At 58.5% G+C, this 25,975-nt stretch carries 26 protein-coding genes; all 26 read right to left on the bottom strand.

Features of this window, described 5'->3' with window-relative positions; all coding sequences use genetic code 11:
* Positions 1-192: 192 nt before the first annotated feature.
* The 26 genes from HMPREF2943_RS03145 to HMPREF2943_RS03020 all read right to left on the bottom strand — a co-directional run bounded on the left by HMPREF2943_RS03145 (position 193) and on the right by HMPREF2943_RS03020 (position 25,836).
* Complete coding sequence (locus HMPREF2943_RS03145; RefSeq protein WP_070710784.1) at positions 193-381, bottom strand: hypothetical protein; 189 nt, start codon at positions 379-381, stop codon at positions 193-195.
* A gap of 11 nt (positions 382-392) precedes the next feature.
* The gene (locus tag HMPREF2943_RS03140; protein ID WP_070710783.1) at positions 393-1,511 is read right to left on the bottom strand and encodes a trypsin-like serine protease; all 1,119 of its coding nucleotides are present in this window, start codon (positions 1,509-1,511) and stop codon (positions 393-395) included.
* Complete coding sequence (locus HMPREF2943_RS03135; RefSeq protein ID WP_070645453.1) at positions 1,511-2,416, bottom strand: DUF418 domain-containing protein; 906 nt, start codon at positions 2,414-2,416, stop codon at positions 1,511-1,513. The genes HMPREF2943_RS03140 and HMPREF2943_RS03135 overlap by 1 nt, the downstream gene beginning before the upstream one ends.
* A 115-nt stretch (positions 2,417-2,531) precedes the next feature.
* Positions 2,532-3,011 (bottom strand): hypothetical protein, encoded by a 480-nt coding sequence (locus HMPREF2943_RS03130; RefSeq protein WP_070645455.1) that lies wholly within the window; start codon positions 3,009-3,011, stop codon positions 2,532-2,534.
* Between the two features lie 294 nt (positions 3,012-3,305).
* Positions 3,306-3,656, bottom strand: coding sequence for a hypothetical protein (locus HMPREF2943_RS03125; RefSeq protein WP_070710782.1), 351 nt, complete (start codon positions 3,654-3,656; stop codon positions 3,306-3,308).
* 443 nt (positions 3,657-4,099) lie between these two features.
* The gene (locus tag HMPREF2943_RS03115) at positions 4,100-4,357 is read right to left on the bottom strand and encodes a holin (RefSeq protein ID WP_070710780.1); all 258 of its coding nucleotides are present in this window, start codon (positions 4,355-4,357) and stop codon (positions 4,100-4,102) included.
* Positions 4,347-5,189 carry a peptidoglycan recognition protein family protein gene (locus HMPREF2943_RS03110; protein WP_083315641.1) on the bottom strand — a complete coding sequence of 281 codons (843 nt, stop codon included), beginning with the start codon at positions 5,187-5,189 and terminating at the stop codon, positions 4,347-4,349. The genes HMPREF2943_RS03115 and HMPREF2943_RS03110 overlap by 11 nt, the downstream gene beginning before the upstream one ends.
* A gap of 243 nt (positions 5,190-5,432) precedes the next feature.
* Positions 5,433-5,849 carry a hypothetical protein gene (locus HMPREF2943_RS03105; RefSeq protein ID WP_070710779.1) on the bottom strand — a complete coding sequence of 139 codons (417 nt, stop codon included), beginning with the start codon at positions 5,847-5,849 and terminating at the stop codon, positions 5,433-5,435.
* 51 nt (positions 5,850-5,900) lie between these two features.
* Entirely contained in the window at positions 5,901-9,179 is a 3,279-nt protein-coding gene (locus HMPREF2943_RS03100) for a collagen-like domain-containing protein (RefSeq protein ID WP_070710778.1), read from the bottom strand.
* A complete protein-coding gene (locus tag HMPREF2943_RS03095; RefSeq protein WP_070710777.1) occupies positions 9,176-10,051 on the bottom strand; it encodes a hypothetical protein in 876 nt (291 codons plus the stop codon). The genes HMPREF2943_RS03100 and HMPREF2943_RS03095 overlap by 4 nt, the downstream gene beginning before the upstream one ends.
* Positions 10,042-10,797 carry a hypothetical protein gene (locus HMPREF2943_RS03090; protein WP_070710776.1) on the bottom strand — a complete coding sequence of 252 codons (756 nt, stop codon included), beginning with the start codon at positions 10,795-10,797 and terminating at the stop codon, positions 10,042-10,044. Before HMPREF2943_RS03090 ends, HMPREF2943_RS03095 begins: the two co-directional genes overlap by 10 nt.
* A complete protein-coding gene (locus tag HMPREF2943_RS03085) occupies positions 10,798-16,617 on the bottom strand; it encodes a tape measure protein (protein ID WP_070710775.1) in 5,820 nt (1,939 codons plus the stop codon).
* Between the two features lie 15 nt (positions 16,618-16,632).
* The gene (locus HMPREF2943_RS03080) at positions 16,633-17,295 is read right to left on the bottom strand and encodes a hypothetical protein (protein ID WP_070710774.1); all 663 of its coding nucleotides are present in this window, start codon (positions 17,293-17,295) and stop codon (positions 16,633-16,635) included.
* The gene (locus tag HMPREF2943_RS03075; protein ID WP_066513150.1) at positions 17,262-17,531 is read right to left on the bottom strand and encodes a hypothetical protein; all 270 of its coding nucleotides are present in this window, start codon (positions 17,529-17,531) and stop codon (positions 17,262-17,264) included. The genes HMPREF2943_RS03080 and HMPREF2943_RS03075 overlap by 34 nt, the downstream gene beginning before the upstream one ends.
* 166 nt (positions 17,532-17,697) lie before the next feature.
* Positions 17,698-18,282, bottom strand: a complete 585-nt coding sequence (locus HMPREF2943_RS03070) for a phage tail tube protein (protein WP_066513152.1) — start codon at positions 18,280-18,282, stop codon at positions 17,698-17,700.
* 42 nt (positions 18,283-18,324) lie between these two features.
* On the bottom strand, positions 18,325-18,684 hold the full coding sequence (locus HMPREF2943_RS03065; protein WP_070710773.1) for a hypothetical protein: 360 nt from the start codon (positions 18,682-18,684) through the stop codon (positions 18,325-18,327).
* A gap of 2 nt (positions 18,685-18,686) precedes the next feature.
* Positions 18,687-18,929 carry a hypothetical protein gene (locus tag HMPREF2943_RS03060; RefSeq protein WP_144676434.1) on the bottom strand — a complete coding sequence of 81 codons (243 nt, stop codon included), beginning with the start codon at positions 18,927-18,929 and terminating at the stop codon, positions 18,687-18,689.
* A 5-nt stretch (positions 18,930-18,934) separates the two neighbouring features.
* Positions 18,935-19,105: a hypothetical protein gene (locus HMPREF2943_RS12470; RefSeq protein WP_168166177.1), complete on the bottom strand. Its 171-nt coding sequence runs from the start codon at positions 19,103-19,105 to the stop codon at positions 18,935-18,937.
* A gap of 3 nt (positions 19,106-19,108) precedes the next feature.
* A complete protein-coding gene (locus tag HMPREF2943_RS03055; RefSeq protein WP_141756082.1) occupies positions 19,109-19,453 on the bottom strand; it encodes a hypothetical protein in 345 nt (114 codons plus the stop codon).
* Positions 19,444-19,914: a hypothetical protein gene (locus tag HMPREF2943_RS03050; RefSeq protein WP_070710770.1), complete on the bottom strand. Its 471-nt coding sequence runs from the start codon at positions 19,912-19,914 to the stop codon at positions 19,444-19,446. The genes HMPREF2943_RS03055 and HMPREF2943_RS03050 overlap by 10 nt, the downstream gene beginning before the upstream one ends.
* A gap of 20 nt (positions 19,915-19,934) precedes the next feature.
* The gene (locus tag HMPREF2943_RS03045; RefSeq protein WP_070710769.1) at positions 19,935-20,876 is read right to left on the bottom strand and encodes a phage major capsid protein; all 942 of its coding nucleotides are present in this window, start codon (positions 20,874-20,876) and stop codon (positions 19,935-19,937) included.
* Positions 20,877-20,912: 36 nt separating this feature from the next.
* Positions 20,913-21,413 (bottom strand): hypothetical protein, encoded by a 501-nt coding sequence (locus HMPREF2943_RS03040; RefSeq protein ID WP_070710768.1) that lies wholly within the window; start codon positions 21,411-21,413, stop codon positions 20,913-20,915.
* Between the two features lie 119 nt (positions 21,414-21,532).
* The gene (locus HMPREF2943_RS03035; RefSeq protein WP_070710767.1) at positions 21,533-21,787 is read right to left on the bottom strand and encodes a hypothetical protein; all 255 of its coding nucleotides are present in this window, start codon (positions 21,785-21,787) and stop codon (positions 21,533-21,535) included.
* Positions 21,777-22,931, bottom strand: a complete 1,155-nt coding sequence (locus HMPREF2943_RS12350) for a VG15 protein (protein ID WP_141756081.1) — start codon at positions 22,929-22,931, stop codon at positions 21,777-21,779. The genes HMPREF2943_RS03035 and HMPREF2943_RS12350 overlap by 11 nt, the downstream gene beginning before the upstream one ends.
* Complete coding sequence (locus HMPREF2943_RS03025; RefSeq protein WP_070710766.1) at positions 22,931-24,343, bottom strand: phage portal protein; 1,413 nt, start codon at positions 24,341-24,343, stop codon at positions 22,931-22,933. Before HMPREF2943_RS03025 ends, HMPREF2943_RS12350 begins: the two co-directional genes overlap by 1 nt.
* Complete coding sequence (locus HMPREF2943_RS03020) at positions 24,343-25,836, bottom strand: terminase TerL endonuclease subunit (RefSeq protein ID WP_070710765.1); 1,494 nt, start codon at positions 25,834-25,836, stop codon at positions 24,343-24,345. Before HMPREF2943_RS03020 ends, HMPREF2943_RS03025 begins: the two co-directional genes overlap by 1 nt.
* Between the last annotated feature and the right edge of the window lie 139 nt (positions 25,837-25,975).

Genomic DNA, 25,975 nt, shown 5'->3' with positions numbered 1-25,975 from the left:
CCAAAAGGCGTTTTCAGGCGAGAAAACGCCTTTTGGGGTGTTCACATGGCGTTTTTGGCCCCTAAAACGACTTCTAGCGGATGCCTTTTGTGGGGCGCCATGTGTCGACGGTTTGTGGGGGCCATCTAGCGACCGACCGTGAAGCAGCGTGCGCGGCAGCGTAGTGCGGTGGCGTGGAGCGGCGTGGGGCGCTTAGTCGCGGAAGGTGTCGTCGCGGCGCTTGCGGGCTTGGGACTCATCGCGTGTGATGCCCAGCAGCGGGTAGCCAGCAAGGCCCGCCGCTAGGCCCACCGGCAGTAACCACAGCATGCCGGAGGCCAGCCACAGAACTAGGCCGAGGATGGCACCAGCGATGAGACACGGAACGAGTTTCTCCTTCATGGAGATTCAGCCTAGTTGGTACTCCGCGCGGCGACAGACTTGCGGTTGAGCAGGCGCGAAGCGATGGCAATCACGATCAGGCCCACCACCCCGGTCACGCCGGCCGTTAGAGCGACGGGCGCACTGACCTGCATCGTTGCCGGCGGCGCCGGGGAGTTATCGGCGTTGAGAACGCCGTCGGTATCGTGGCCGCTGGTGACGTCCTCGATCCAATCGCGGACCTCGACCACCGACGTAATCGCCGCGGTCGGGGAAGGCAGATCCGGGTCCGCATTCGACGTTCCAGCCGTGGCCACGCCGACGAGGCGACCGTCGACGAAGAACGGTCCGCCTGAGTCGCCACCTTGCATGCCCTCACCATTAAGGGACTTCACGTCCATGATGGCAGCGGCAATCATCGGGCCCACTCCCCCAAGCTCACCAGCTGGGATGCTTTCCGCGCCGTCGGGTCCAACGGCGATCTCTGGCATGTCGCCGCCCTTCATCACCTGGGGCGCGTCGGATGCGTCGGGGGCGGGAGCGACCATTCCACCGGGGGCAGGCACAGCCATGTCGCCAGGAGCCATGGCCCCGGAATCGCCCGGCGCCACCGGTGTCATCTTCTCACCGGACTCGTCTGGGCTCGCCGGCGGGGTGCCGCCGGATAGCAATTCACCTACTTCCATCTCAGCCATCGGCAGCTGGCCTTTGCGGGCCATGCGGGAGCTGCTGCTCCAGCCGTAGAAGTGGCCTTTCTCACCAGCGGTAGGAACAGCGTCCGCGAGCTTGGCGGGCTTAACGCCCTTGACGGGCTCGGTCAGGTGCATGAGGCCGGCGTCGATAGTCGGCGAAACAGCCCAGGAGTCCACGTCATAGACACGGGTGTCCTTGCCCTGGCCAAAACGTGCCTGCGAGCCCTCGTTGTTGACGGACTCCAAGCAGTGGCGGGCGGTCAGCACCCACTGCTCAGCCACCAGCGTGCCGGTGCAATCACCGAAGTTTCCGATCTTGCCCATGCGCAGCGCAGCCACGGCAGCGCTTTCCTCCGACTGGGGAGCGGGCTGTGCAAATTCCAAGGCCATGGCCGGTGCAGCGCCCAGCCCCACGACCACAGAGCTGGCCAGAACAGCAGTTATCTTTCGTGCCGTCATTACGCGGCCACCTCCTTGATTGCCCAAGCCACGACCCTCTCGGCCGGACCCTTTCCACAGAACTTCTTCCACAGCGCGCTCAACAGAAGGAACGCGAGCACAAAGCCCAGTGCCGCCGTGGTGTTGTGCAGCGAAACGTTCGCCTGCCAATAACGAGCGGTGAGAATGTGCAGGATATAGATGGTCAACGACATCGAGCCCAATGCTGCGAAGGGGAAAGCCAAGCGCGGTAGCTGACGGCCGATGATCAAACACAGGTGCAGCACCACCGCGGTGACTGCCACGGAGAGAAGGATTTCACCGAGCACACCCGTATGCCCGGTAAAGCGCAGCCAGCCGGGGATATCCGGGTTGAAGCGCTGCCACAGGCCAATACCGGTGACAACGGCAGCCACCGCGGTCGTAATAGCTTGGGTGCGGGTGGGGCGGGTGAGGTAGACGTCGTAAAGCAGCATGCCTGCCACCATGTACGCCAGGAAAGCCACGAGGGGGTAGACCTGCGGGAGGGTGTACGGCGCGTAGAGCACCGTGGCGCCCGCGGTGGCCAGCGCGAAGAGCAGAACCTTCCACACGGTAGCCAGCGGTGGGACCCAAGCGGTAAGAGCCATTGCCGCGCCCATCACCACGAGAACGACCTGAATCTCACCACCCACAGGTAGCAAGGCCACACCGATGAGCATGACTATCATGCCGCGGGCAACCAGCTTGAGAAAGACCCGCAGCGAGTAGTCGCGAGCAAGAATCACCATCGTGGTACCTGCAATGATGGCGAACCCCGCCGCCGGCAGCCCAGAGAGCACCACTTTGGTGCTCCAGACCAGGTTGGCCATGTGCAGAATAATCATCCCGATGATGGCCAAGGAACGAGCAATATCGAGGCCCACTATTCGGGCGCGCGCTGACACCTATTCATCTCCTTGCAGTTGAAAACGTTTAAGACCGACCAGTGGCTCTGGCCGGTCTTCTTATTTGTGTTTGTTTTCAGCTCTGCGTTTCACTCAGCTCTGCGTGATATGCGTCTCAGCGGCTAAGGGCGATGGATTTCTCATCGCGCACGAGGTAAATGCGCTCAGGGGTTGCGGAGGCATCGGGGTCCACCATCACCGTTACTGGTCTTTGAAGAAAGTCAATGAGAGCCCCGTCCGATTGCGAGCCAAAGCAGATGTTGTCTGACATCAAATCCCACGTGATATCTATCTCACTAGCCTCGTTACTCTCAAAATGGAAACCGGCGTTATCGCAGGAGAACTCCAAGTACTGGTCCCAAAAGTCCACGTAGAAGGAATCCGGCTGCTGTGCGGACTTCCACTCGGCATTCACCACAAACTCCAACTGCTGCGCATTGGCGGTGACCAAGCCTGCGGGCGTGCTAGTAATAATGTTGCGCTGTGAGGATCCAGCTTCCGCTATGTCCGAGCTCCCCGGCAGTTCCGAGGAGCCAACAAAAGAGAAGAGGGAGGAAATGAAAAGCAGGATAGCGGAGAGAATCGCTTGAATCATGGGCCAAAGTATAGCCCCAGGTGAAGGACCGGTGTTTGCAATCTGTTTGCACCGTGTTTGCACCCACTTCGGTTTACCTGGGATTACTCGGGCCTACTTTTAGGCGACTAAAACGCAAATAAACCCCCAGACTATCCGGCGTTTGTACCGTTTGACCTGGGGGTTTAGGTGGTGCGCCCGGAGGGATTCGAACCCCCAACCTTCTGATCCGTAGAAAGAACACAATGGGGGCTGACCAGTACGTTCACAAGGCTTGTTCACACGTGGTTCACACTTCAAGAACGAAATCGGAGTCTAGCCTTCGAAAACGTCCTCATGGATGTCTCTTGGTAGTTGGGCATCATCAACGGCCTTTGGGTGGCGATCAAAGATTCGCCGGAGGGCTAGGACGGCGCGCCAGTACTTTTGGGAGATAGCTTCTACCTTCTCTCGTAGCGTCCCTACCTCCTCCTTGAGCCCGTCGATTTCCTTTTGCTGTGCGTCCATGCGCTCCATAATTTTTTGCGAGAAGCTTTCCCACTGCGGCCCTGCCTGCTCCACCTTCTTCGCGTCGACCTGCGAGCGGCCTGTCGCCCTAGCTGCGAGCCATGCGAAGAGTCCTGTAAGCAGGGCCGCGATAGCTCCACCGAGAAGGTTTGCCACCATGTAGCTACTCCTTTCTCGGATCTGCCCGCGTCCTTTCCGGAAGCTCATGAGGGACGAGCTCTGGCTCTCGTCGGCCGCGAGCAAAGCCCCAGAAGGCGAGTCCGAATACTGACAGGTAGATGATTGATGTAACCCATCCTCGACCGCCGTTCGTGACGAACGTGAAGGCCCAGAGGAAGTGCATTCCGACCATGGTGCCGACTGCGATGGGCTGGCTCCGTCGCCAAGCAATGGCGGCCAGGCACCCCGCCCCGGCTAAGACCCATACGACTCCCCATACCGGCGGCGGAGCGACCATCTCCAGCAAGTGGGCCGGAGACCGGTCAGGATTCACCAAAGGTGGAAAGTAGCTTATCCCGCGCGCAGTACCGAGTACTCCCAGGATGAGGAGGCCCATCTCATCTGAAAGCAAGCGCCTTAGCATTCGCGCCTTCCAGCTTGGATCATTCCATGGGGCCATGCGCTTCACCCGCTCTGTGCCGCCCAACATAAACCAAGCTGGCCGTCTCAGGGGACGATACCTTAAGCGAGGCGACAGACGTGAGGATAGATGCCACCGTCGCGGTCGCCGCAAGGCCCAGACCCTGCTGCCAGTCCATTTCCCAAATCGCCTGGTCTACCACCAGCCAGGCCAGGAGCGTTTGGGCTAGGGTTTTGATTGCACGCTCGAGAGTATCGAGCCAAAACTGTTTACTCCTCATTGTCCTCCCCCGGCATCTTGCAGACCTCATGTGTCTCATCATGGGATTCAACGGATTCGGCAAGTTGGTCGAGCGCTTCCTGCGTCTGAGAGGCCTTCCCTCGATACTCCACGTGCAACTCCTCGACCTTGCGGTCGGTCTGCATGATGAACTCGGTCAGCGGGGCCTTGTACGTGGAGCCTTCGACGCGCGACAGCTCCGGGGAGAAGAGTGCGCTGTGAATCTGCCGGGTCTTGACGAGCAGTTCCTTTTGTTCTTCGTGAGTCAATGCCATGAGTAGATCGTCTTCTTTCTTTGCAGGGGTGGTGGTCTTGGTCATCTGGTCATACCACCACTGAGAACGAGCCATATAGCCGTCGTGGTACTTATGTCCAGGCCGCAGGTGGTACGGGCAGGCAGTGGCCCCACCGGACTCGTGTGAGTGGAAGCGCACATTACGACCGCTAACGGGGCGACCGAGGTCGTAGTAACAGCAGATGGCGGCCACCAGATGTGCGCCGGCTTCCAAGGTGGCCGGTGAGATGGGCCAGTCTTGCGCAGCCCCGGCACTATTGGAGTGCTCGATACTGATGGAGCGCGCGTTTGAGTAGGCGTTTGCATTGGACCAGGCGGTGTCTTTGTCGTTGACTGCTTGGCCGATGTGCCCGGTGGGACTGATTGCGTAGTGGGCCGAGGCTGGGCGGTCTTGCCACACGCGTACGCAGGCATCAACATCACCGACCATGGCCATGTGGTGCAGGGTGACGAATTCGATGCGGGCACCACCCCGGCCGGGCGTGTAGTGCCGGGTCAATAGGTTGTATTTGTCCGGTTCTAGGTTGTACCAATCCATGAAAGGTACTCCTTTCTGTTGTGTAGGTATGAGAAAGCCCCTTACCGCTCGGCTGCGGTTAAGGGGCATATTTTCAGTACTTTTGCTGTTTGCACATAATGCAAAGTTGCTGCGTTATGATGTTCGCGCAAGTGAGATACGCACATAACTAAAAGCGGCCTGCGGGATGCCGAAAAAGTCAAATCCCCGGCACGCCAACCGTCCCAGCTCACCCGTTCCCGGCGCGCCAACACCCAAGCACCACTAAGCCATGGCTTCCGCTTCACCGTCCCCGTCGGTTCCGGCCTGGTCTTCGGGGACCTCCTTCCACGCTTCACCTTGTACTGGGTCCACCAGACCTGGGGCAGTAAAGATCGCACCTTGGCCGACCGCGTACCAGGTCTTACCGTCGGCGGTGACGGTATCACCGGCGATGTAGGCGTCCAGCAGACTCGTCGGGGTGGCGTACGCGGCACCCGGTGTGGGGGTCGTCGAGGTGACCTGGCGCAAGGTCTTTACAGACGTCACCTCAGCCTCCCACACAAACGGCAACGCGTCACGGCGCTTCTGCTCATGTGAGACCTCAGCATCCTTTTCCCAGCACGCCTGACGCAGCTCCTCCAACTGCTGCGAGGTCAACGTGGTCACATCCGTATCAAGATTCAACACAATAGAAGACATACAAATAGTTCCTTTCCGTAGACGTCAATAATCACAGCGTTTAGCACGCCCTCAATACGAGTACATGGTCACTTTCACCTCAGTAGCTGTAGTTACTTTCCGTTTCCCCGCGGTCTGGTGGTCACAGAATGCTTGAATTTCCACCTTTGAGCTCGGCCTGATCGGCCCGTTATATTTCACATGATGTGACCATGTTGGTTCTCCGAGTGGCCCTAGCGGCCCGAACTTAGTGGACTTCCACTCCCATCTGTTTTCCCCATCAATGCAGATCCTGATTCCGTACGTAGCACCTCGGTGAACATTTGTGAATGTCACTTGGCCTGTTACCGAGACTTCAGCAGCGTCTGTTGAAGCGGTCTTCACCATTCCAGGGATGGTGTACCACCTCGCAGACGGCGCATACCAGTCACTACTCGGCCGTAACACTGTTGTGTCCGGAGTTAACGGATCAACCTCAAAGAACACAGAGCTCTTTGGTCCAGCACTCACCTTTCGGTTTCCTGCATCGATCTCTGTATAACTCTGCCCATGAATAATCTGGTTGCCATGGTTTTGTGAGAGGTCGATAGTCAGTACCCGTCCACGCCACGCCCCCTTAGCGATAAGGCTATATCCGTCCACACTGAATAAGCCCTTAAACAACGGAGACCCACTCAAAGAGGTCCCATTTTTGTATCCGAATCCGACCTTGCGGCTTGATTCCTTATAAAACCGATCGGCCAGGTATGTGTTCTGGCTTTGAAGCAAACTCAACGCTAGCTGCATTTCTTTCCACTGTTCTGAAAGAGATGCGTCTGCGTCTTTGGTGAGGAAGATTTCTTCGGCGTTGACCTTGGTTGCGTCGATTGCTCCGGCCTTAATTTTGTCGGCTGTAATCGACCCTGCGGCTAGCTTATCCGCAGTAATCGACCCATCCACCACTAAAGACGCATCAGCCATAGGTCGCAACGACACACCACCGAAGTACACAACACCATTAGTGACATCACCGTTTTGGTGGTTGAAATACCAGTTCGCTAGCCTGGCCCTCGTCGTATTCTCATCCATCGTGTAGACGCACGAGTAGCGCACCCACCGATTAGTCAGCTTCCTACCAGAGACGAAATAATGATGTCCGCCTGTGTAGGCGTCGCCCTCATTAGCAACGGGGCCAGCCTTACCCGCATGCTGACCATCCTGATTCCGGCACTCGATGAAGAGCATTGTGCCCGGTGTGCCGTAGAGCCAGATCTCGAACGCATACTGGGCGCCAGGGGTGACATTGAACCAATTCTCTGTTCCATGAGCAGCAATGGTTCCCAAGCCTGCTGGAGTGTACAAAGTCTTACCGTTGGGCACAGCAGTTTGCGCATTCGGGTTGAGCCTAAGTTGTGTTGACCACCCTGCTAGCCCTTGGGTGAGGTCTCCGTTTGGAATCATGTTGCCTGGCTGCGCTGCCACAATATGGCGTGCGGTGATTGAATCTGCTCCGATGAGGTTGGCGTCGAGAGTGCCGGTGGTGATTTTGCCTGCGTCCAGGTTCGCGATGACCTGGTTCCCAACCTTCTGGGATGTCCAGGTTGAGCCGGTCCAGCGCCACTGGCCGACAATCGTTGACCCTGAGTACCGGAACCAGGTATCCCCGGCGCGCTCGCCCTTGGTGGCTCCGGGTGCTGTAGCAGCGTACCAGACACGGTTTTTGTTGTTGGCTGCTTGCTGTGAAATTGCGGTCGCTGCGGATACGCTCGCTTCTTCCGTGGTTGGGGACCAGGAGGCGGTGTTGTTTGACAGGAGGGTGCGGGTCGTGGTCCACAGCTTCTGTCCTACCACGTATGCCGGCTGTGTAGTTGACCAACCTGAGGGGTTCGCCGTTCCAGTGGGCGTGCCCGGCTTCGTGGCCGACCACCGCCAGAACCTGGTCACTGTCTTGACAGACACGCCCTGCGGGCCGGTGGCACCCGTAGTTCCCTTAGGCCCCTGGGTACCCTGCGGGCCAGCCGGTCCGGTAGCACCCTTGGGCCCGGTATTACCAATCTTGCCGATCGCATATCCAGTCTCCGACGTGCCATCCGAATACTTCCACACACTCCGCGTCCACATGAACTTCCCCGGGGATGCCGCCGGCGGGCTTGCCTTCCACCCTGAGGTTGGGGCCGTAGTCCCCGACGAGGACACCGCGTAGGACACCGTGGTGGATACTAGCTTAGTGCCGTCCTTACCCGGCAGGCCGTCACGACCGGTATCACCCTTGGGCCCGGTATTACCAATCTTGCCCACCGCGAAAACCGTCTCCGACGTGCCATCCGTATAGGCCAGCACAGTACGTGTCCACACAAACTGCCCAGCTGATGCAGCCGGTGGCTGCGCAGACCACCCCGCAGTCGGAGCCCGTACACCCGAGGAAGACGCAGCATAAGTTATCACCGTGTCCTTAATCCCCAAACCGTCCTTACCAGCCACACCATCAGACCCCGGCTCGCCCTTTGGCCCAGCCGGGCCCTGCGGCCCCGTGGCACCGACAGCACCCGCATTACCAGTGACCACCACCGGATCCGTGCGCTCCACACGACCATCCCCAAATTCGACCACATCACGCCGCCACAGGAACTGACCAGCCCGACGCGCAGGCGCCTTGGTAGACCAGCCCGCAGACGGTGGCACCGTCTCCGAAGATGAGGTGGCCCACTCAGGAATCGAATCAACTACTGCGACAGACGCAGCATCAAGGGCCTCCTGAGCCTGCTTCTTCACCCCTTCAATATCTTTTTGGCGCTCCCGGCGTTCCTGGAAGATGGTGCGCTCAAGCTCCTGATTGGTGCGTTTTCGCTCCGCATCATCGGCCACCAGCTGGCCGCCGACTTTCACCGACCAGTCAATCACCGCACCTGACTGAGTCACAGCCTCAATAGCCGTCACTGGCAGACGCAACACCTTGCCCCAAATGACCACATCCACCAGGTCTCCGACATCGAAGTCCTCACCGGGAACAAGACCACCAAGCCCATCACGAGTGATATCCCGCTCGAGTACTGCCTCCTCGCTGGTTTGTGAAGCAGCAGCATCAAGCACAGTCTCCACAGCGGAATACCCAGTATGCGGGATGATAATGCCGGCATCGTTGTACTCGGCAGCGGTGATATCCACATCGGCGCGCACAAACCTGCGCCCCATACGTCCGGCACCACCTGGCAGGCGGGAAATGTAGCCAAAGGCCCGGTCGTCGGCAAGCTGCGGACGCTGGTCCTCCGGAACGGACTCCGGCCATTGAACATTCCACGCCCCATAGGCAATCACTGCTAGTCGGCGCACCACCGTGAGTTCGCCCTCGGTAGCAAACAGTTGTACAGTCATTGACTCACCTCCACGGTAACGAGCTGGATAGGAACAGTAGGCGACCACTCTGCATAGGTGGCTGGGTCGCGGCTGGCACGCCGGCGCAACGGGGTATCGCCGGGCCACCACAAATCAACGCTGATAGTCAGCCCGGCAGAATGCGCTGGAGCTGCGATAGTCTCCCAGATGGTGTCATCATTAGTTCGGATGACCAGCCTGGGTGATGTGTCTTCACCCATCGGGAAATCAACCACCATGTGTGGACTGTCCGCCCACCCCATTGCTGTGTTGACCGCATCCAAAGAATCCTGGATGAGAGTGCGCACCGTGGCAGCGGCCGGCCCGTCGACGGTGTAGCCGTCAGCTGCCGTTCCCATCTCCACGCGCGCAAGCTCCCGAGTGGTGGTGTACTCCTGGCCCGACGCATCTGTTGTCCACTGCGTGAAAGAGGCGTTCTGCCACTGCAGCGGAATGGTGGGGCATGGCCACGCTGCCAGCGACTCAATGAGATCCACCCCGTGAATAGTCAACTGAGTTGGAGCGGTCTTACCAGTAGCCACGGTATGCGTAATCGTATAGGCCATGCGCATGCCAGCCCGCTGAACAACCAACAGCCTCGCCGCGGCACCAGCAATCTCTAACTCGCCAGTCTTATTGATCCCGGTATCTGACCCAACAAGCTCGTCGATAAGCCGAGAGCCTTCCGGAACCTCAACTGCAACTTCGCACGATGCGGTTTCCCCGCGGGTCTCCGACGCTGACACGTTTGCAATCGCAGTGATATCCATAATCGGCCAGCCATCCTCGTTACAGATGCCTACCCACTGCTCGCGCGTGGAAACCGTGTAGTCGATACGCTTGCGAATCTCAGCAAAAGCCTTTAAGTCCATGGAGAAAGCACTCCTTCCGCCCATTCGATGGTTGCCCCAGCAGGGGCTGTAATCGTCGCTGTGGCGCCCACCGGGATACTCTCTGTCAACGATGGCAACGCCTTCGTCAACTTCTTGTCGATAGCGCCAGTGGCATCACGCACTACCTGTCCATCAGCTGGACCCATCGACACCACCCGCGGCGAATCTACTGCGGGCAACGCCACCCGAGCACCTGACGGCAGAGTCAATGACCCTGCCTTAGTCCAGGTGATGACTGGGGAAATAGGCACATCGCCAGGGTTAGCAATGCGCACTTTGCCCGCGCCAGATTTCGGACGCAGCCACACCCCGCCATCAGCCACCAGGGACACCGCCACCTGACTCCCGGTCTTCATCTGAGTAACAGGTTGAGGCAGCGGGGCCGCCAACCTCACTGGAAGGACATGCAGCATCTCATCGACAGTCAACCGCAGCACCCCTGGTCGAATCGTCGACCAGGCCGCCGACAGCTTTGCCCACGATTGCTCATTAACCATGGCCAGTGTCAACGTGCCCGTCATCGCCTGCACCGTACGATCCGCTAAACGAAACACGGCGCCAGCAATCCCCGGCAGATTCACCACCGGGTCTTCGATAACTCCTACCAGCCCCTCGATTCCATCTGCGACCACAAAAGCGACTTCGTAGTCGCGCCAAGACGGACTAATGAGCGTCATCTTCACCCCAGACGGGGAGACATACTCCAGGTGTACCCGTTGGGCCATTTACATCACCACCTTTCTGTTTCCGGCCACCACCGCGGCGGACCGGGCTGGACGCTCCAGCTTCCTAACGCGCACATCCAGCGCATCCTGCCCAGCGCTCACGGCCTCGAGCATGTCTTCTACTTCCTGAGGTGAGTACGCAGACTTTCCAGCAGGCAGCGCAATGTTCACCACCGCCTGGGGCTTGCCCATGCCGTCTGCAGCATCCGACTGGAACTGCGCCAAGGCTGACAGCGCATCGCGCACCCCAGGATCAGACTCGCGCCAGTACTCAGCCCACGTCTTCTCCGACGCCTGCTGAGTCTTCAACTTGTCCAGCAACTCATCAATTGGTTCAAGCTTCTTAGCCTGATCAACCTCGAGTTTCTTCGCATCCAGGTTCTGCTTTGCAATATCCGCGGCATTCTTGGCATCGATAAGCTGCTCTTGCCACTTCGCCTTCTCTACCGCGCGTCCTGCATCACCGAGCCAGGAATTGCGAATCATCTCATCGACCTTGTCACCGGCGCCAAAGAATCCCATCGCCCCAGCCGATGCCTGGATCCTCTCCAGCTCCTTCATCTGGCTAGCAGTCAGCGCCTTGAACTCGTTCATCTTTGCCAGTCCAGCGAGCTCCTCATCAATCTGCGCGATACGACGCTTAGATGCCGGCATGCTCGTAAACCAATTAACTGGATTCAACCAGGTCTTAACAGATGCCCGCTCAGCCTTCAGCTTTGCTTTCTCAGCCTGCAGCTGTGCATAGCGCTCACCAACCGTGGCCTGAACACTGTCATACCCGAACGACTTACCAGCAATCGCTGCGAACTTTGCCGCAGCGATATTCAAGCTCGTCGTCGCCGACTCTAAATTCAGAGCGGCCTTACGGTGCTCAAACAGCGCGGCAGTCACGCTACGCTGTGCCTCCAGCTCCGCAATCTGCTTGCCAATCTGTGCAGCCTGCAGCTCAGCCCACAACGCATGCGACTCATCCGACCACTGCGCCATCGCGCCCAAGGCCTCATCCACCCCGGCGCGCGTGGCCCACCGCCACCGGTCAAACGCTAAGGACAAGTCCTCGTAGTTCGACAAGGCGGCCTTCGCATCAGCCTTACGCTGCGCATCAAACGCAGCCTGTGCCTGCGCTACCGTTTTGACTGCTTCAAGCTGGGTGCGCACGCCATCGACCTGGGCCATGCGCATGGCACGCGCTGCAGCCTGCATCTTGACCTGGGCCAAAGCTGCCTCAACCTGGCTTGTTAGCAACTGGTCGTGCAGCTTATCGGACATGTTGGCCAGCTCTGCTACTGCGGACATCATCGAAGCGAAGGCATCGGCGACAGCTGCTTTAGCTTGCATCACTGCTCCAACGATCTTGTCGATGACCTTGATAACTGTTGCAGCTACCTCAATGGCCATTGCAATCTCAGCATGGCCAGCGGCCTTAGCCGCAGCAGCCACCACTGAGCGCGCATCTGACAAGTCGGATTCGGCCTTGGCCAGGTTCTCTGCGGCTTGCAGAGCTTTCTCCGACTGCTTCTTTCCTGCCTTCTCCTGCTCAGCTGTGATGTCCTCGCGAACACGAGACAGTTTCAGCTCAGCCTTAGCAACCTTGTCTGAATCTACCTTGCCGTCCTTGCCAGGCTTCTTCGCTGCCTCGACTGCCTTCGTGGCGTCATCAAGACGGCGCTTCTGCTTGACGGTCAGCTCAGTATCCTCAGTCATAGCCTCGGCATATTCCCGGCGCGCATCCGCAAGGCTTTTCTCTGCTTGTTCGACAGCATCTGACGCATCGACTTGGGCGGCGAATGAGGTTTCCATATCGTCCCAGGCGCTGACCGCGCCTTTGAACAGTCCGGTAATTCCGTCAAGGCCGAGTTTGTCGCCGAGGGCCAAGGCATCCTTAGCAGTGATGTTGGACAGTGCGGATTCGACGTTGTTCATGGCGCGGGCAGCCATGCCTTGTGCTTCGGCTGACATGCCGAGCTTGTTGGTGACATCAGCCATGACTCCGGGGATCTTGTCGAAGCTGCGTGTGTTGGAGGGGTTGAGCACGCGCTCTGGCTTGATGGTGGCCTTGGGCATAAAGCCCATGCCGCGGGCTAAGCCTCCGGAGTCGAAAGCGCCTTTGCGCCACCGGGCCAGGCTCGCGTTACGCTTGCGTTCCTTAGTTACCTCGCTAGCAAGGTTCGAGGCTTCGCCCCAGTCGATGCTGCGCCCCGAGGTCAAGGTGATGCCTTTATTCGAGGTGGAGGCGACCTCTCCGGCGGCGATTTTGCCGGCGATTTCGCGGGCGGCTTTAGCCGTTGCGGACTTTAGCGGGTGCCAGTAGTGGTCTGTGTAGGGTCCGCTTGCGGTACCTGCAGCGCCACCACCGATTTGTCCGTTTCCGCGGGCTCCTCCCATTTCGATGTTCAGGCTTCGACCTGCCTCGTTGAACATGGTGCCGACTGCGTGTCCGCCACCGGGGCCGCCGTTGTAGAAGGCGATCTCGTAAGCATCCTTCTTTGGGCTACGCCCGCGGCGCCATCCAATGGAGGCCAGCTGTGAGGCTGCGTTCATCGTGGCCATGAATCGCCCACGGGTAGCGGTCTTGCCTACCGTAAACAGTGCGCCTTGTCCCTGAGTAGACGAGCAGTCTCCCCAGTTCGAGCCGCCAAAGACGTACGGCGCGCCCTCGAGGCTGCGGGATGCCTGTTGACCGCGTACACGCTGGCCCTTGAAGAATCGCAGCAATTCGTCGTAGCCGACGATGCCTCCGTCGGCGTAGCCTGGCAAGTTTGCGAACCCGCCAAGATCGCCCAACTTCGGATTAACTCGATCAGCGTTGATTGCGGACAAGAGCGGCAAGTACTTCCTGGTTGAAGCACGGTTGACGATGTACTCACCTGGTTCGACTCGGGCGACAGGTTGTTTACGCTCAGTCGACCAACCCAGAATAGGGTCACGCTTACTGCGGGGAATTCCAGGCACATTCGGCAAGACACCGCCACGAGCAAACGCCGGCACGATGCCGCCAATGTGTAATCCTGGAACGAACCTTTCCAAGTTATCTGGGATAACTGCGCGGACGGCATTTTCCACCATGCCGGCGGCAGCACGGATACCATTTGCCAGACCGCGGATGATCGCCTTGCCGGCATCCAGTAGCCATGAACCAGCCCCAGCAAACGCAGACTTAATCTTGCCCGGCAGCTGGCGGAACCCGTTGGCAAGCTCATCAATCTTGCCCTTAACCGCGCTGACCATAGCTTGCACATGGCCCTTAAAAACATCGAAGAGGCCCCGGCAGATGTCCACGGCAGCGCGCACTGCAGCCTTGAGTATGTCCCAAGCCTGCTGGAAAACTCCCTGAACAAGGTTCATAATCGCCTGGCCGAGCTCACCAAACCGATTACCGATGTTGTCGAAGTTTCCAGTCAGAACATCCGCGACCAAACCTACTGCAGATTTCAGCAAGTCCCACGTCGGCTTGATGATGTTATTCCACGTGGACTGGATAATATCTGCCAGGAAATTCCAGGCAGCAGGAATAACCACCTGGAATACCGGGATGACAACATCAGCGATCGCTTTCACAGCCTGGGCGAGGAAGTTGAACACCGGTTTGATCACGCCGTCCCACACCGCTTGCAAGGCCTGGCCTAAAAGCTCAAAGCCAATCTTGACCCCGTCCCACACCATGGAGAAGAATTCTCCAACAGCAGACAGCCCCGTCTTGATGGACTCCCAGTGCGTGACAAAGAAGTCAGCCAGGGCCTGGACACCGACTTTGACCTTCTCCCACACAAGTTCAAGGAAGTCAGCCAGCAAGGCTGCAGCTGCCTTAAATGCCTCCCACACGGGTGCAATCCATGTCTGGTAGAACTGACCGAATCCTGTGTTGAGTTCGGCCCACTTGTCCTTGATTACTTGGAAAGCTTGGATAAGGAAGTCTTTGACCACAAGGCCTACGTCCCGCATCTTAAACAGCACGCGCACGAACGCGGAGTCTTCCTCCACTCCAAACGCGGTCTGCAGAGCAGAGGTGAAGTTGCCCTCGACGAACAAGGCTTTAAGCCCGTTGAAGGCAGTGCCGATCCAGTCAAAGACCGGCTGCATCTTCTGCTTGACCCACTCCCACCCGGCAGCCAAAGCCTGGGTAAAGCTAGCCCACATCTGTTTACCGGTCTCAGTCTTGGTAAAGAACCAAGTCAAGCCCGCAACGATTGCGGTAATGCCAGCAATAATCGCGCCGACCGGGTTAGCCATCATCACTGCAGTCAAGCCTTTGAAAGCCCCCATGGCGATACGCGCGGCCTGAGCCAGGCCACCGCCGACCACCGAGGCAACCTTAGAGATGCCGCCGGCGAACTTCGAGAAGCCCATCGAGCTTTTCGCCAACCCGCCGGTCATCTTGCCGATGGTCAAGCCAACCTTGGCAATGATCGGGTTGGCCGAGTTGGCTTTACCCATTAGTTCGACCAGTCCACCAGTTAGACCTTTTCCGGTCTTGAATGCGCCGCCCGCAATCTTTGCCGCACCAGTGAGGTTCTTTAAGCCACCGGCGAGCTTGCCCACGGGACCCACCACGCGGCTAGCGGCGTTAAACCCGAGGAACGCGGTAACCAGTGCTTGCACCATACCGGGGTGCTCAGCTGCTGCCGACGCCAGCTTATCCAAAGCAGGAACCAGCACATTAGAAATCAGCGGCGCTATCGCGTTGAGGACGTCAACCAATGCCTGCCAGGTGGCCACACTCACCGTGGCCGAGAGTTTGCCGAAAGAGCCAAGTAGGTTCGACACTGAGGGCCACGCTTGAGCAGCAGCACCAGCAATCTTGCCGAAGCTATCCCCCAGCTTTGACCACAGTCCAGAATCAAGCCCATCAGTAACCAACCCGGCAATGAAGTCAGCGACTGCTCCAGCTGCTTTACCCGCAGCCGGGGCGAGCTTGCTTTCGATGACCCCGCCGAGCTTTTCCATCGCCGGGATCAATGCCTGCCCCAGCTTCTCTGAGGCTGGGGCAATAGCCTCACCGACGGCATCAAATGCTGTGCCCACCGACCCGAATAGAGCCGGTGCAGCCTTAAACACAGGGTCAAGCAGCTTCTGGCCCAGGCGACCAGTCGAGGCCATCATGTTGTCAAAGGCGCCCTTGAACGTCTCACCGGTCTTCTGCGCTGCACCACCAAGATGCTCTTCCATCGCAACTTGGAAGTCTTCGAAAGACACCTCGCCAGCAGAAACCTTCTCACGCATTTCCTCGATGGACACACCAAGGTGCTCTGCCAAAGCTGCACCGGCACCAGTGGCGCGGTCATCCAGCTGAGCCAGCGTTTCACCTGTGACCTTGCCAGCACCGGCAACCTTGGCCATGATCGAGGAAATATCATCCATGCCTGTGCCCGCCTGGGCAGCAATATCTGCCGTCAAAGTCATGGCACGATCCATGTCCTGGCCCGTGGCCACGCCAACAGCACCCAGCTTCGCGGCTGAACCCGCTGCCTCATCAAGGCCAAATGCTGTTCCCTTGACCGACTGAGACACCGAGTCCATCAGCGACGACACCTCAGAGGCGTCGTAGCCCAAACCGCGCATCTTCGCCTGCGCCTGGTCAAGAGAATCAAGGCGCTTAAAGCCTTTTGCCATAGAGGTTGCCAACACACCACCAGCGGCGGCGCCCACACCAACAGCACCTGCCTTGAGCGTCTTGCCCATCAGCGATGACATCTTGGATCCGATCATCTCTCCGGTCTTCGCCGCAGGAGCTTCCGCCTGCCCAAGAGCAGACTTAATACCCGGCGCGATTTTCGAAGTCTCGGGGACAATCGATATCCAAGCATTTGCAATTTCTGGCATGGTGGGTGCCTCCTTCTAGGTGGTGCGGGCTGCGCGCACGATGCGCCCGATGGTGGATGCGGATACGCTGAACTCGGTCGCCAGTTGTGTGTAGGTGACACCGCCAGCTGTGTAGGCGGCAACAATGCGTTCATCACGAGAAGCAGTATCTGCCGGGGTAGTTGGCTGGCTGGTGTCGTCGGTGGTGTTGGCCCATCCGAGCCACTCGTTGAGCTCATCGAGTGGGGTGGCCACGCCCCGGAATGTTCCTCCGGTGCCGTCCTTGTCCCACGGATCGCGGGTATCGGCAGCTGCCGTCTCCTTGTTGGAAGACGCAGGTGCCGGCGTGGTGTCGGCGCTGTCGACGCCTGGGCGGGGAATCGGCTCAGGGCGTTTGCCCTTACCGCCGCCTAGTTGCCATGAGATACCAGCCAACAGGTCGACGATGCTTGCTTGTAGCTGTTCACTAATGCCCCACTCGCGGGCCTCTGGGGCGAGGTGGCGCACGACGGCTGAATCGCGCGGTGCCTGAGCCACGATGATGTAGACATCCCGCCAGGACAGTGTGCTAGTTCCCGCCTGGCCAAGACGAAGTCCTAGGCCAATGAGGTCATAGGACAGTGCTTGGCGCAGTGCGGGATCATTATCTAGCGCATCGAGGAGCGCTAGGATTCCCCCACCGTGGACTCCTCCATCCACTGGTCGAGGAACTTGAGATAGTCGCGCATACTCATCTCATCAATCTTGGCCATGGTGTCCTTGCCGATGTTGGCGTGCTCGAAGAGCACGTCATCGTCCAGTTTCTCAAAGCCGCCGGCTTCCTTCGCCAGCTTCTGAATCTTTTTCATTCCCTTGCGGTTGACTGCATCCAGGTAGTACGGGACGACGATGTCAACGTCGTCGCAGGTAGTGAAGTGGAACTTTTCCAAAGCCATGGGGAGACCTCGTTTCTATGAATGTGTGTTGAGCAAAACTAGGGGGAGACAATACGGTTATGGCCCCGGGGCGTCTCCCCTTGTTCCCCGGGGCCATTTGATTAGCTGGTTTCTGCGCTGGGGCTATCTTCACCAGTGGGGCCACCGGTGGAAGATTCCTCAGCGGTTACGCTTTTGGGCGGTCGATGAACTGGTAGAATTTGTTGGACGCGTCGTCGGTGAAGCACTCAAGCTCCAGCTCGTACTTAATGACGTCGGACTTCACGAACGACACATCGCCGACACTGGTGACCTGGGCGTCTGGGGCGAAGAGGCGGATCTTGGAGTCCTCATCTCCCTTGATGTCGGCCTGCCAGGAGATGTGTGGCAGGTCGTCCGCGTTATCCACGGTCTTAATCTTGGCGCCCTCTTCGGAGATGGTGACGTTGTTCTTGCCGTAGATTGCCTTGAGCAGATCGGCGTTAGCCGCCTCCATCACGGTGAACTTGATGACCACAGAGTGCTCGGAGGTAATCACCTTCACGATGTCACCATTCCAGTCCTTAATCTTCTCCGCCGAGCGATCAACGGTCTTGGTCACACCGTCCTCGGAGATGTAGCCCACTGGCTTCTGCTGACCAATAGTCGGCGGGGTTGTCGCATCAGTAGGTACCTTCTCCGAGGTGACTACATCGCCGATGAGCATGCCACCAGAGGCCTTTACATCGGGAGCACCCACCAGAATGTTCTTACGGTTGCGCATATCAGCCATAATCTTTTGCCCTCCTTTAAGGCATAGAAAAAGGCCACCGGGCTATCCGATGGCCATGTACACAATCCCGGTGACTTGCCACCGGGCAACGTGCGGAATATCAGGGTCTGGTAACTCACTAGGCCCTGTAATCTCATCCACGCCGAAACACTTCGGGTGAATGCTTGACGCATCCATCAGGCGCTCACGCACCCGAAACGCCATATCAAGCGCAGCCTCGCTTGTCGGCCCATAGACCTGGACGAAGACCTGCGCGCGCTGGTGAATCGGCGACAGCACCTGCGGTGCTGACTGATCCACCCGCACAAACAACTCTGGGCGATCTACTGGCACCTTGGTGACCACATCGCACTGCACGGCGTCGCCAAGCACCGCCTGCACCACTTCAATTGGAGTCACCATAGCTACCACATCGCCTTCAGCAACGAGTTATGTCGAGCATTGTCAATGCGGGCCTTATAGGTGTGGGGGAACACCAACCCGCGGTATCGGGTCTTGCCTTCCCGAGCTGACCAGCCATACCCATCAGGCAGCTTGTCGGTGATGGCCTGCGCATGCTCATGGACCAATGACTTGACCCCGGGACTGTAGCGAATCTCGCGAAACCCGTCCACGTTCCACTTCTTAATCCGAATCCGCTTAGCCATAGCTATCACGCACCCGTCATCTCAAAGTGTGCCCACGCTCCCGGCGCGTACGCCGAATGCACCGCGGTAGCATCACGGTTGGCAAAGATGAGCAGAGTTCCGTTATCGAGTACCTCGCAAGCGGGGGCATCGATTTTCACGGGTTCCTCAGCCAGAGGAGTATCCACAACAATCATGGGTTATCCACCTACTTTCTTTGCGTGCACAACCACCAGACCAGGTGACCACCACGGACCATGGTTGTAATCCTCGGCGTTTCCTTCGACCTGCCACACATTCCCATCCGGAAGCTTTACCGACGCGCCCGGCGCGAACGGTTCCGCGGCGTAGATATCAAGCTGGTCAACAGTGCGCAGCACAGAGTTTCCCTGAGACTCATCGACCTTGGTGACAGCCCAGCCAGCAACCAGCACCGGCCGGAATTTCCCTTGGTGTGGCACTTGGTTTCCAAATCGGTCAGTGACCATCTCTACCTCGGAGACCTCCACGGTGTGCCTCAACGGGATAAATGACATCACCACCACAGCCCTTCGTGTAGCGTGCCGCCACAATCCGGGCAGGGTGAATTCACTGACCCGACGAGGTAGAAGCATCCTTGGCAGCGTCGATCCATCTGCGGCAGAGTATCAATCGCGCCTGGGCCACTACGCCGGCTACTGCTGCACAAAGACTCGAGCTCTTTAATCTCTGATGGAAAGAACAACGACCGGCGAGTCTGGCGGGTGTCAAAAGACACCGTTTGTCCAAACGGCCCGGCCGTATTCTGCTGGCTAGAGATAGCGCCCGATCCCGACTCCGCCCACCGAAGTACTGCTCCACGAATAATCGCGATAGCGGCATCAGCGAACTCGAAGTCATCATCATCAATGCAAGGGGCTACCCGGCGCGCCATGGCAAGGGCGTCCTTGATGAGGATGTTGACGACGTTGGCGTCGAGGTCCGTGTTGAATGCGAGGATGTCCTGGGCAGAGAGCGTAAGCGTCATGGCGTATCCTCCTCTACCTGTTAGCTAGTAGCACCGCTGGTGGTGGAGGCGACCTCGTACTTAACGAAGGCGTCCAGGTCGAGGATGCCCCAACCGAAGATGACCTCAGTCATAAACGCCACTGAGTTGCGGCGCTGCAGGTCACCATTGCCGAACGGATCGCCGTATTCGATGCGCTTGAGGCCAATGTCAAGAGCGCGGCCAAAGCGCAGTGCTGTCCAGTCGCCGCCGAAGCCACGGATGTTGGTGTCAGCAGAAGCGTCAACCTGACCGGACACGCTTCGAGAAACTCGCACGGACTGGCCAGAGTATGTGGCAACAGAGCCACCCATTGGGATATCCGGGTTGGTGCGGCGGCCTTCCTTATCGCGGGCGTTGGCCAGCTGGCCAACCAGGCGGGGGTCAAGGGCGAAGCCGTTAAAGCCCAGTGGCTTATCGCCGCCAACTACTTGGTTGTATCCATCCCACAGTTCCTTGTCGACTGCCTCGGGTTTGCCGCTCAGTGCGACCTTCTTCGTGGTCTGGGCCAGGAATTCTGGGTTACCAGACAAAGGCTTGCCATCGGAGGCCTGGCGGCCGTGCAACACAGCCAGGTCAATCTGTCGGGACAAGGAATCAGACAGTTCGGACGAGATCATATCCAGCACGCCGGCCGGATTCTTGTGAACAGTCTCCATCGTGAACTCAAGGCCGACGACAGCCTTAATCGGCTTGATTGCCTTAGCCCCAACCTCAAGGGAGGAGTCCACCTTGTTCTGGCCTTCACCAATAATCGAGGCGGCTGGTCGCTTGGTGAGGACTGGCACCAGGTTCTCCCCCAGAATCACCGGGTGGGCCTTAGCCAGAGACGGAACAATTGCCTCCTCGGTCGCCAGCTTCCAAATTTCATCGGACACGCTCCGAGGCAGCAGGGACTGTCCGCCGTCGCCGCCCAGGAGGGTCTTTTCAGTCAAGGTAGCCATGTACGGCACCTTCCTTTCTGTCGAATATGTGTGTTGTTAAATCCCCAGAATCTGGCGAGCAACCGCATCCTTGTCAGACACGCTCGCATCACGCCCAGCCGCATTAGACTCCGGCATTGCCTTCTTCTCAGGGACTTGCGAATGCGCCCATGACACCAAAGCGTCTGCCGCTGCAGTTAAGGCCTCCTCATCCCCGCTATCAGGCAGGAGTTCGGCGGGCACTCCGGTGGCAGCTGCCACCTTCGAGCGCACTGCCTGGGCCTGTGCCGCACGAGCTTGCGCTTCCAACTCGGAGATTCGCTCCTGAGCCTTTTCAAGGTCGCTTTTCTTCGACTCCTCGAGCTCACGCATCTTTTGCGCTAGCGGTTCAAGCTCTTTGGCCTGATTGCGGTACTTGGCCGCCTCCTTGCGCAGCTTTTCCACGTAAGCACGGTCAAAAGTCTCTGACGCGTCCCCACCAGCATTAGCTGCATTAGGGGCCTGTTCTTCCTTAGCCTCCTGGGCTTCGGTAACTTCGGCTAGCTTTTTGGCATTCATACTGTTCCTCCTGGGAATTCAAGTAAAAGGGCATAGAAAAACCCCAACCTGCCCACCAGGGACAGAATTGGGGTTTCGTGCGCCGACCGGGACTCGAACCCGGCGCGAGAGCCTACCGACTAGGCGACGCTATTTTCGTTCTTATACATTTGGAGGGCCTCGAGCATCTCATAGACAGGGCCGTCGTCATATCTTTCTTCGATAAACTCCACAGCTTTATCCGTTAAGCAACCTGCTGTAAACGCTTCGTCGAGCAACGTCGCAATGGCTTCTTCGGGCTCGCCAGCCTTAAGATTTTCTTCAGCAAAGACTCTGCCCACCGACGGCGAAATTAGCTTATCGAGCTGACGGTAGTTCTCTTCGTCACTGAGCAACTTCAGCCCCCTTCGGTACGTCTTCGACTGGAAAAGCAGTCCTAAAGGCAATTTTACCATCAGGCCTCACGTTATATTCCGCCCTGACAGTCAGTCCGTCAATCTCTCGCCACACGGTTCGTCGAACTGTAGCGGCTCGAAAATGAGTTGGCTGCTCGAGCGTATCTCTGACAGCGTCGACTATTTGTTGATCAGTCCATTCCTTGGGGAATGTCGACGCCCCTGGGCGCTGTGAGTCCCAGCGATGCCCGTCTGCCAGGCTTTCATCATGCGGCCAGCCTTGCCCGTTTCGGCCTGGATGGTCTCGCCACCCATACAGCACATGCCCCGGCATCTTGCCCAGGGGAGGTAGCTTCTCGCCTGGAAATACTGCCGACATCCCATCGCCCGTGTACTGCGGAATCCGGCAGTACTGCAGCCGTGGCCACTCCACGTCTTGACCGGCCTGCTGGCGGCGAGCAGTAATACACTGCCGCCAATCATTCACCGTCGCTGAGCGCCCGAACTCTTTATTCAATGTCTGCGATAGCTGCGCCAGGTCACGATTAATCTGTGGCAAGTCTGAATCGTCTTTCACCTCAATGGCAAGACAGCGGCAGTTGTCGTGATAACGCCGAACCTCGCCCAAGACGCTGTCTTTGCTATAGACCGCGCCACGCGAGCCCAGCATCAGACAAAATGCACAGGCCCCCGGCTCAGGAACCCGCGCGTATCGGGTGCCCGCGGTGATTACCGCACGCGCTACGGTCTCCCGCGCCGGTGCTACCACAAGACGGTTCGTAATCCCCTGCAGCTTCTGCAATGCCAAGGCTCGTGCCTCGGCATCATCGACATCTTCAACCCACATTGCCGATTTATACGCGGCCTGGGCCTGCGCAAACCCTACGGGGTCAGCGACCTCCGGATACTCCAGTTCACGCAGCGTGTCATCTAGGGATCGGTCTAGAAACAGGTAATCTGCCGCGGAATACGCCGCCTGCTCGCCGTATGCTTGCACAACCGCCGCAAATGGCTCCACAAGTAGCTCCTTCTGGGCAATGAATCCCAGCCCTTCGGTGCGCTTCCACCAGGCCAAGAGGTCACGCTGAGCCAACATGCGCAGCCCATCCAAGGATGCCGCATAATCACGCCGATAGTTTGGCATTACTCACCCCCAGGCACACGGTTAGCACGAGCAGCTGCCACAACTTCATCAGACTGTGCAGGCTGGCCTTCGTCTGCTTGGGCTGCACCTGCCAATAGTGACACTCGCTGAACTGCTTGTTGCTGCGCTAGTTCCTGCAACATGATGCGCTGCTCCTGCGGGGTGTAGCCGAGCCTGTCCCAACCCACACGTGAATTCGTCGGAAGGACACCAGCCTGAACCTGCTTGACCACAGCGTCTGTCGTGGCCGCAACCGTTGGTGTAGCCGGATTGCCCCAGCGAACGCCCACAGCTGATAGCTCATCAACAGACTGGCCAGCACGACCAGCAGCGGCAAGGCGACCCACCTGAGACCATGAGCGCCCGAACGACTTTTGCCGCCGCTCCGCGCGCTTGACCAAGCGTGCTTCCATCGCGCGAATAGCATCTGCTGACGTAGCTTGGTCGCCTCGCAGCCCAAAGTAATGCCCGGGTAGGCCAGCCTCGGCAGCCGCGAGCTGCGCTAGCCCTTCAATCTGTTCCAAGAACGGGCCAGCTGGTTGCGGGGAAAACTCCCCCAGCTTTGGCTCACGCTCTGTCTCATCCACCGGGCCAGTAGTCCACACCCGACCGGTAAGAACCTGCCACGGAGACATCGGAGCACCGTCCGGGCCGACAAAATCACTTGAGTCCATACCAATGGCATAGCGCTGTGGGGCGGAGAAGAACTCACGGTTAACGTCCATCGAAATCAATGTTCGAACCGCGGCATCTGTATATCGACGCAACGCTGCCGTGATATCTGATTTGCCGCCGCGCGCACCCGTTCGAGGACGGTTAACAAAAGGCACCAGAGGCACCATTCCCAGCCCGTGAAACTGACGATCCAGCACACGCCAGGGTTGCGAGAAGTGCTTCTCAATCATCACGACCTGGTCCGGCAACCACAACTCGGCAACCGTGTGTTCTTCCCGGCTTTCGGTAATCGTTAGCGCGGAATCAAACCGCCGTGTGCGTGAATTCAAAATGCCCGTCGTGCTCTTAGCATCATGCCCGCGGATCAATTGCGCGGGCTCGCTGTCACGGCCGGCAGTTACAGACACGAAGCTGATGCCGTAGATCATTGCATCAAGGTGAACCTGGCTAGCTTCTTCATCAAGCGCATTAGCGTCGAAGATATCCAGCAGCCCCTCATCACTAAACCCGAGAAAGTCCAGGCGCTCCTCAAGCACATCAACAGCTGTACCAGCCCACCCGCACACAGTCTTGAGCATGCGCTGCACATGCTCCGGGGTAGAGATATTAAGCAAGCGGGCAGCGAAAGACCCATCGTAGTAAGCCTCATGGAGGCGGTTGGCCTGCAGATGGCACACCAACTGCTCTTCCAGCCGGTTCACCAGGCGCTGCTCATCATCGCTCAGTGCAATAGTCACTACCACACCACCACCTTTCGTTTCGGACGAGCCGGACGCACCGGCCGCTTCTTCTTGGAATAGGTCCGCCCCGTGAGCGCCAGCGTGGCAGCCACGAGCGGGGTAATGTCAGCGTCCTCATTAGCGCGGTTCCACGCCCACGAATCACCAAGCTTGCGTTTACGGGCAGACGCAGCCGCCAGGTTGAGCGAAATCTGGTCCAAGTGTCGAAGGTCGTGCGACATCACGGCATCGTAGAGCTGGCCACACGCAGCGGCCATGATGTTTGAGCCCGTCCTCGAGACCTTCACTCCCTGCGCCTCCAGCGGCTCGATAAGCGAACCAGCCGGGGAAAGGACATCAATCATCAGTGCGCTGACCTCCTGCTTGGACAAAATGGCCTTCAGACGCGGAATCACCCAATCAGGAGTTCCACGCCGGTTCTCGATAACGTCAACCCAGAGATGACCGTCAACAGAGGTACCAGCGGCCACAATCGAGGCAGCATCACGACCCGGCGCGATGTCCACGGCCAGGACGACGGGTTGGCCGTCGTCGACGAGGTTGGAGTCGGCGCATGCATCCCAGTCTTCAAGGGGAAGGACTCGGCTAGTGCGCTCCTGCTCCCACATCCCGAGACGCTCGCGGCGGAATCCGGCGTCTGAAAGAGCTGAGCGCTCAGCTTGTACAGCGCCGATGGTGATGCGCTTGCCCAATGCGGGGTTCGCAGCCAGCCATAGTGTTTCGTCGTCAGCGTCAACCTCAACGGTGTCCGGGGCAGGGGCGGCTGACCATTCAGCCCATAGGAGGGTGGGGTCGGTGCCTGCGTGCGCGGCGTCGTGGAGGCGGCGGAATACATCACCGTAGAGGTCATCGGGTGCTGGCGGTGTGCCGGTGAAGATTTGCTGCGGCTCACTCGACGGTGAGATGACCGGCAGCAATGATTCCAACGTCTCATCGGTTAAATGCTGCGCCTCGTCGAGAATCAGCGTGTCACCGGAGAAACCACGGCCTGATGTCTTTGAGCGAGAAATGAACTCGATGGAACCGCCGTTGTCGAGAAAAATAGCTTCCTGCCCGTTGGTCTGCCGAAGCGTGGTGATGTGAGCTTTCAGCTCGTTGTGGTTCAGGAAGAAGCCCGAGATTCTCTGAAACGCCTTCCTATTGGTTTTCACCTCGTGAGCAGTATGGATGATGCGGCGTCCGAGTAGTACGGCCTGGCCTAGCTCAAGGATTTCGATAATGGCGTTCTTGCCGTTTTGGCGCGGCACGGAGACACCTACCTTGGAGGCTGCAAGCCCGCCGGAGGCATCGCGCCCCATTGCAGCGGTCACCATTCCCTCCTGCCAGGGATCCGCCACCAAGCCAAACGCTGCGGCAAGGTCAATAAAGTCAGCGCCATCGAAGTGGTCTACCGCCTGCTTTGAGGGCTTGGTCAAGAAGCTAGGTGTCTGGGCGCCCAACAACTCACCCGGCGCGGTCTTGTCGTGCTTGTCGTCGCTGTCGAAGGTCATCAAGTGCACTGCCCTCCTTTTCTACGTCGGTGAGAAGCTCAATCTTTTCCACGATGTCGGCCAAGCGTGCAGCTAAGACGGCAACGTCGCGCGGTTGGTCGCACTCATCAATTTCAAGGGCCAGGCGATCGCGCAGTGC

It is taken from the genome of Corynebacterium sp. HMSC072D12 (genome assembly GCF_001813925.1).
GTDB classification, from domain to species: domain Bacteria; phylum Actinomycetota; class Actinomycetes; order Mycobacteriales; family Mycobacteriaceae; genus Corynebacterium; species Corynebacterium aurimucosum.
The sequence above is the reverse complement of the archived record's forward strand: the minus strand, read 5'-3'. Positions and strand labels throughout refer to the sequence as shown.

Bases quoted from the DNA above. Each gene is read 5' to 3' on its own strand.
- HMPREF2943_RS03045 (WP_070710769.1), bottom strand. From the start codon at position 20,876: ATGGCTACCTTGACTGAAAAGACCCTCCTGGGCGGCGACGGCGGACAG.
- HMPREF2943_RS03060 (WP_144676434.1), bottom strand. From the start codon at position 18,929: ATGGCTAAGCGGATTCGGATTAAGAAGTGGAACGTGGACGGGTTTCGC.
- HMPREF2943_RS03020 (WP_070710765.1), bottom strand. From the start codon at position 25,836: ATGACCTTCGACAGCGACGACAAGCACGACAAGACCGCGCCGGGTGAG.
- HMPREF2943_RS03110 (WP_083315641.1), bottom strand. From the start codon at position 5,189: ATGGATTGGTACAACCTAGAACCGGACAAATACAACCTATTGACCCGG.
- HMPREF2943_RS12470 (WP_168166177.1), bottom strand. From the start codon at position 19,105: ATGATTGTTGTGGATACTCCTCTGGCTGAGGAACCCGTGAAAATCGAT.
- HMPREF2943_RS03095 (WP_070710777.1), bottom strand. From the start codon at position 10,051: ATGGACTTAAAGGCTTTTGCTGAGATTCGCAAGCGTATCGACTACACG.
- HMPREF2943_RS03075 (WP_066513150.1), bottom strand. From the start codon at position 17,531: ATGGCTTTGGAAAAGTTCCACTTCACTACCTGCGACGACGTTGACATC.
- HMPREF2943_RS03070 (WP_066513152.1), bottom strand. From the start codon at position 18,282: ATGGCTGATATGCGCAACCGTAAGAACATTCTGGTGGGTGCTCCCGAT.
- HMPREF2943_RS03130 (WP_070645455.1), bottom strand. From the start codon at position 3,011: ATGATTCAAGCGATTCTCTCCGCTATCCTGCTTTTCATTTCCTCCCTC.
- HMPREF2943_RS03140 (WP_070710783.1), bottom strand. From the start codon at position 1,511: ATGACGGCACGAAAGATAACTGCTGTTCTGGCCAGCTCTGTGGTCGTG.
- HMPREF2943_RS03100 (WP_070710778.1), bottom strand. From the start codon at position 9,179: ATGACTGTACAACTGTTTGCTACCGAGGGCGAACTCACGGTGGTGCGC.
- HMPREF2943_RS03105 (WP_070710779.1), bottom strand. From the start codon at position 5,849: ATGTCTTCTATTGTGTTGAATCTTGATACGGATGTGACCACGTTGACC.
- HMPREF2943_RS03115 (WP_070710780.1), bottom strand. From the start codon at position 4,357: ATGAGGAGTAAACAGTTTTGGCTCGATACTCTCGAGCGTGCAATCAAA.
- HMPREF2943_RS03125 (WP_070710782.1), bottom strand. From the start codon at position 3,656: ATGGTGGCAAACCTTCTCGGTGGAGCTATCGCGGCCCTGCTTACAGGA.
- HMPREF2943_RS03065 (WP_070710773.1), bottom strand. From the start codon at position 18,684: ATGGTGACTCCAATTGAAGTGGTGCAGGCGGTGCTTGGCGACGCCGTG.
- HMPREF2943_RS03145 (WP_070710784.1), bottom strand. From the start codon at position 381: ATGAAGGAGAAACTCGTTCCGTGTCTCATCGCTGGTGCCATCCTCGGC.
- HMPREF2943_RS03090 (WP_070710776.1), bottom strand. From the start codon at position 10,797: ATGGCCCAACGGGTACACCTGGAGTATGTCTCCCCGTCTGGGGTGAAG.
- HMPREF2943_RS03050 (WP_070710770.1), bottom strand. From the start codon at position 19,914: ATGACGCTTACGCTCTCTGCCCAGGACATCCTCGCATTCAACACGGAC.
- HMPREF2943_RS03040 (WP_070710768.1), bottom strand. From the start codon at position 21,413: ATGAATGCCAAAAAGCTAGCCGAAGTTACCGAAGCCCAGGAGGCTAAG.
- HMPREF2943_RS12350 (WP_141756081.1), bottom strand. From the start codon at position 22,931: ATGCCAAACTATCGGCGTGATTATGCGGCATCCTTGGATGGGCTGCGC.
- HMPREF2943_RS03085 (WP_070710775.1), bottom strand. From the start codon at position 16,617: ATGCCAGAAATTGCAAATGCTTGGATATCGATTGTCCCCGAGACTTCG.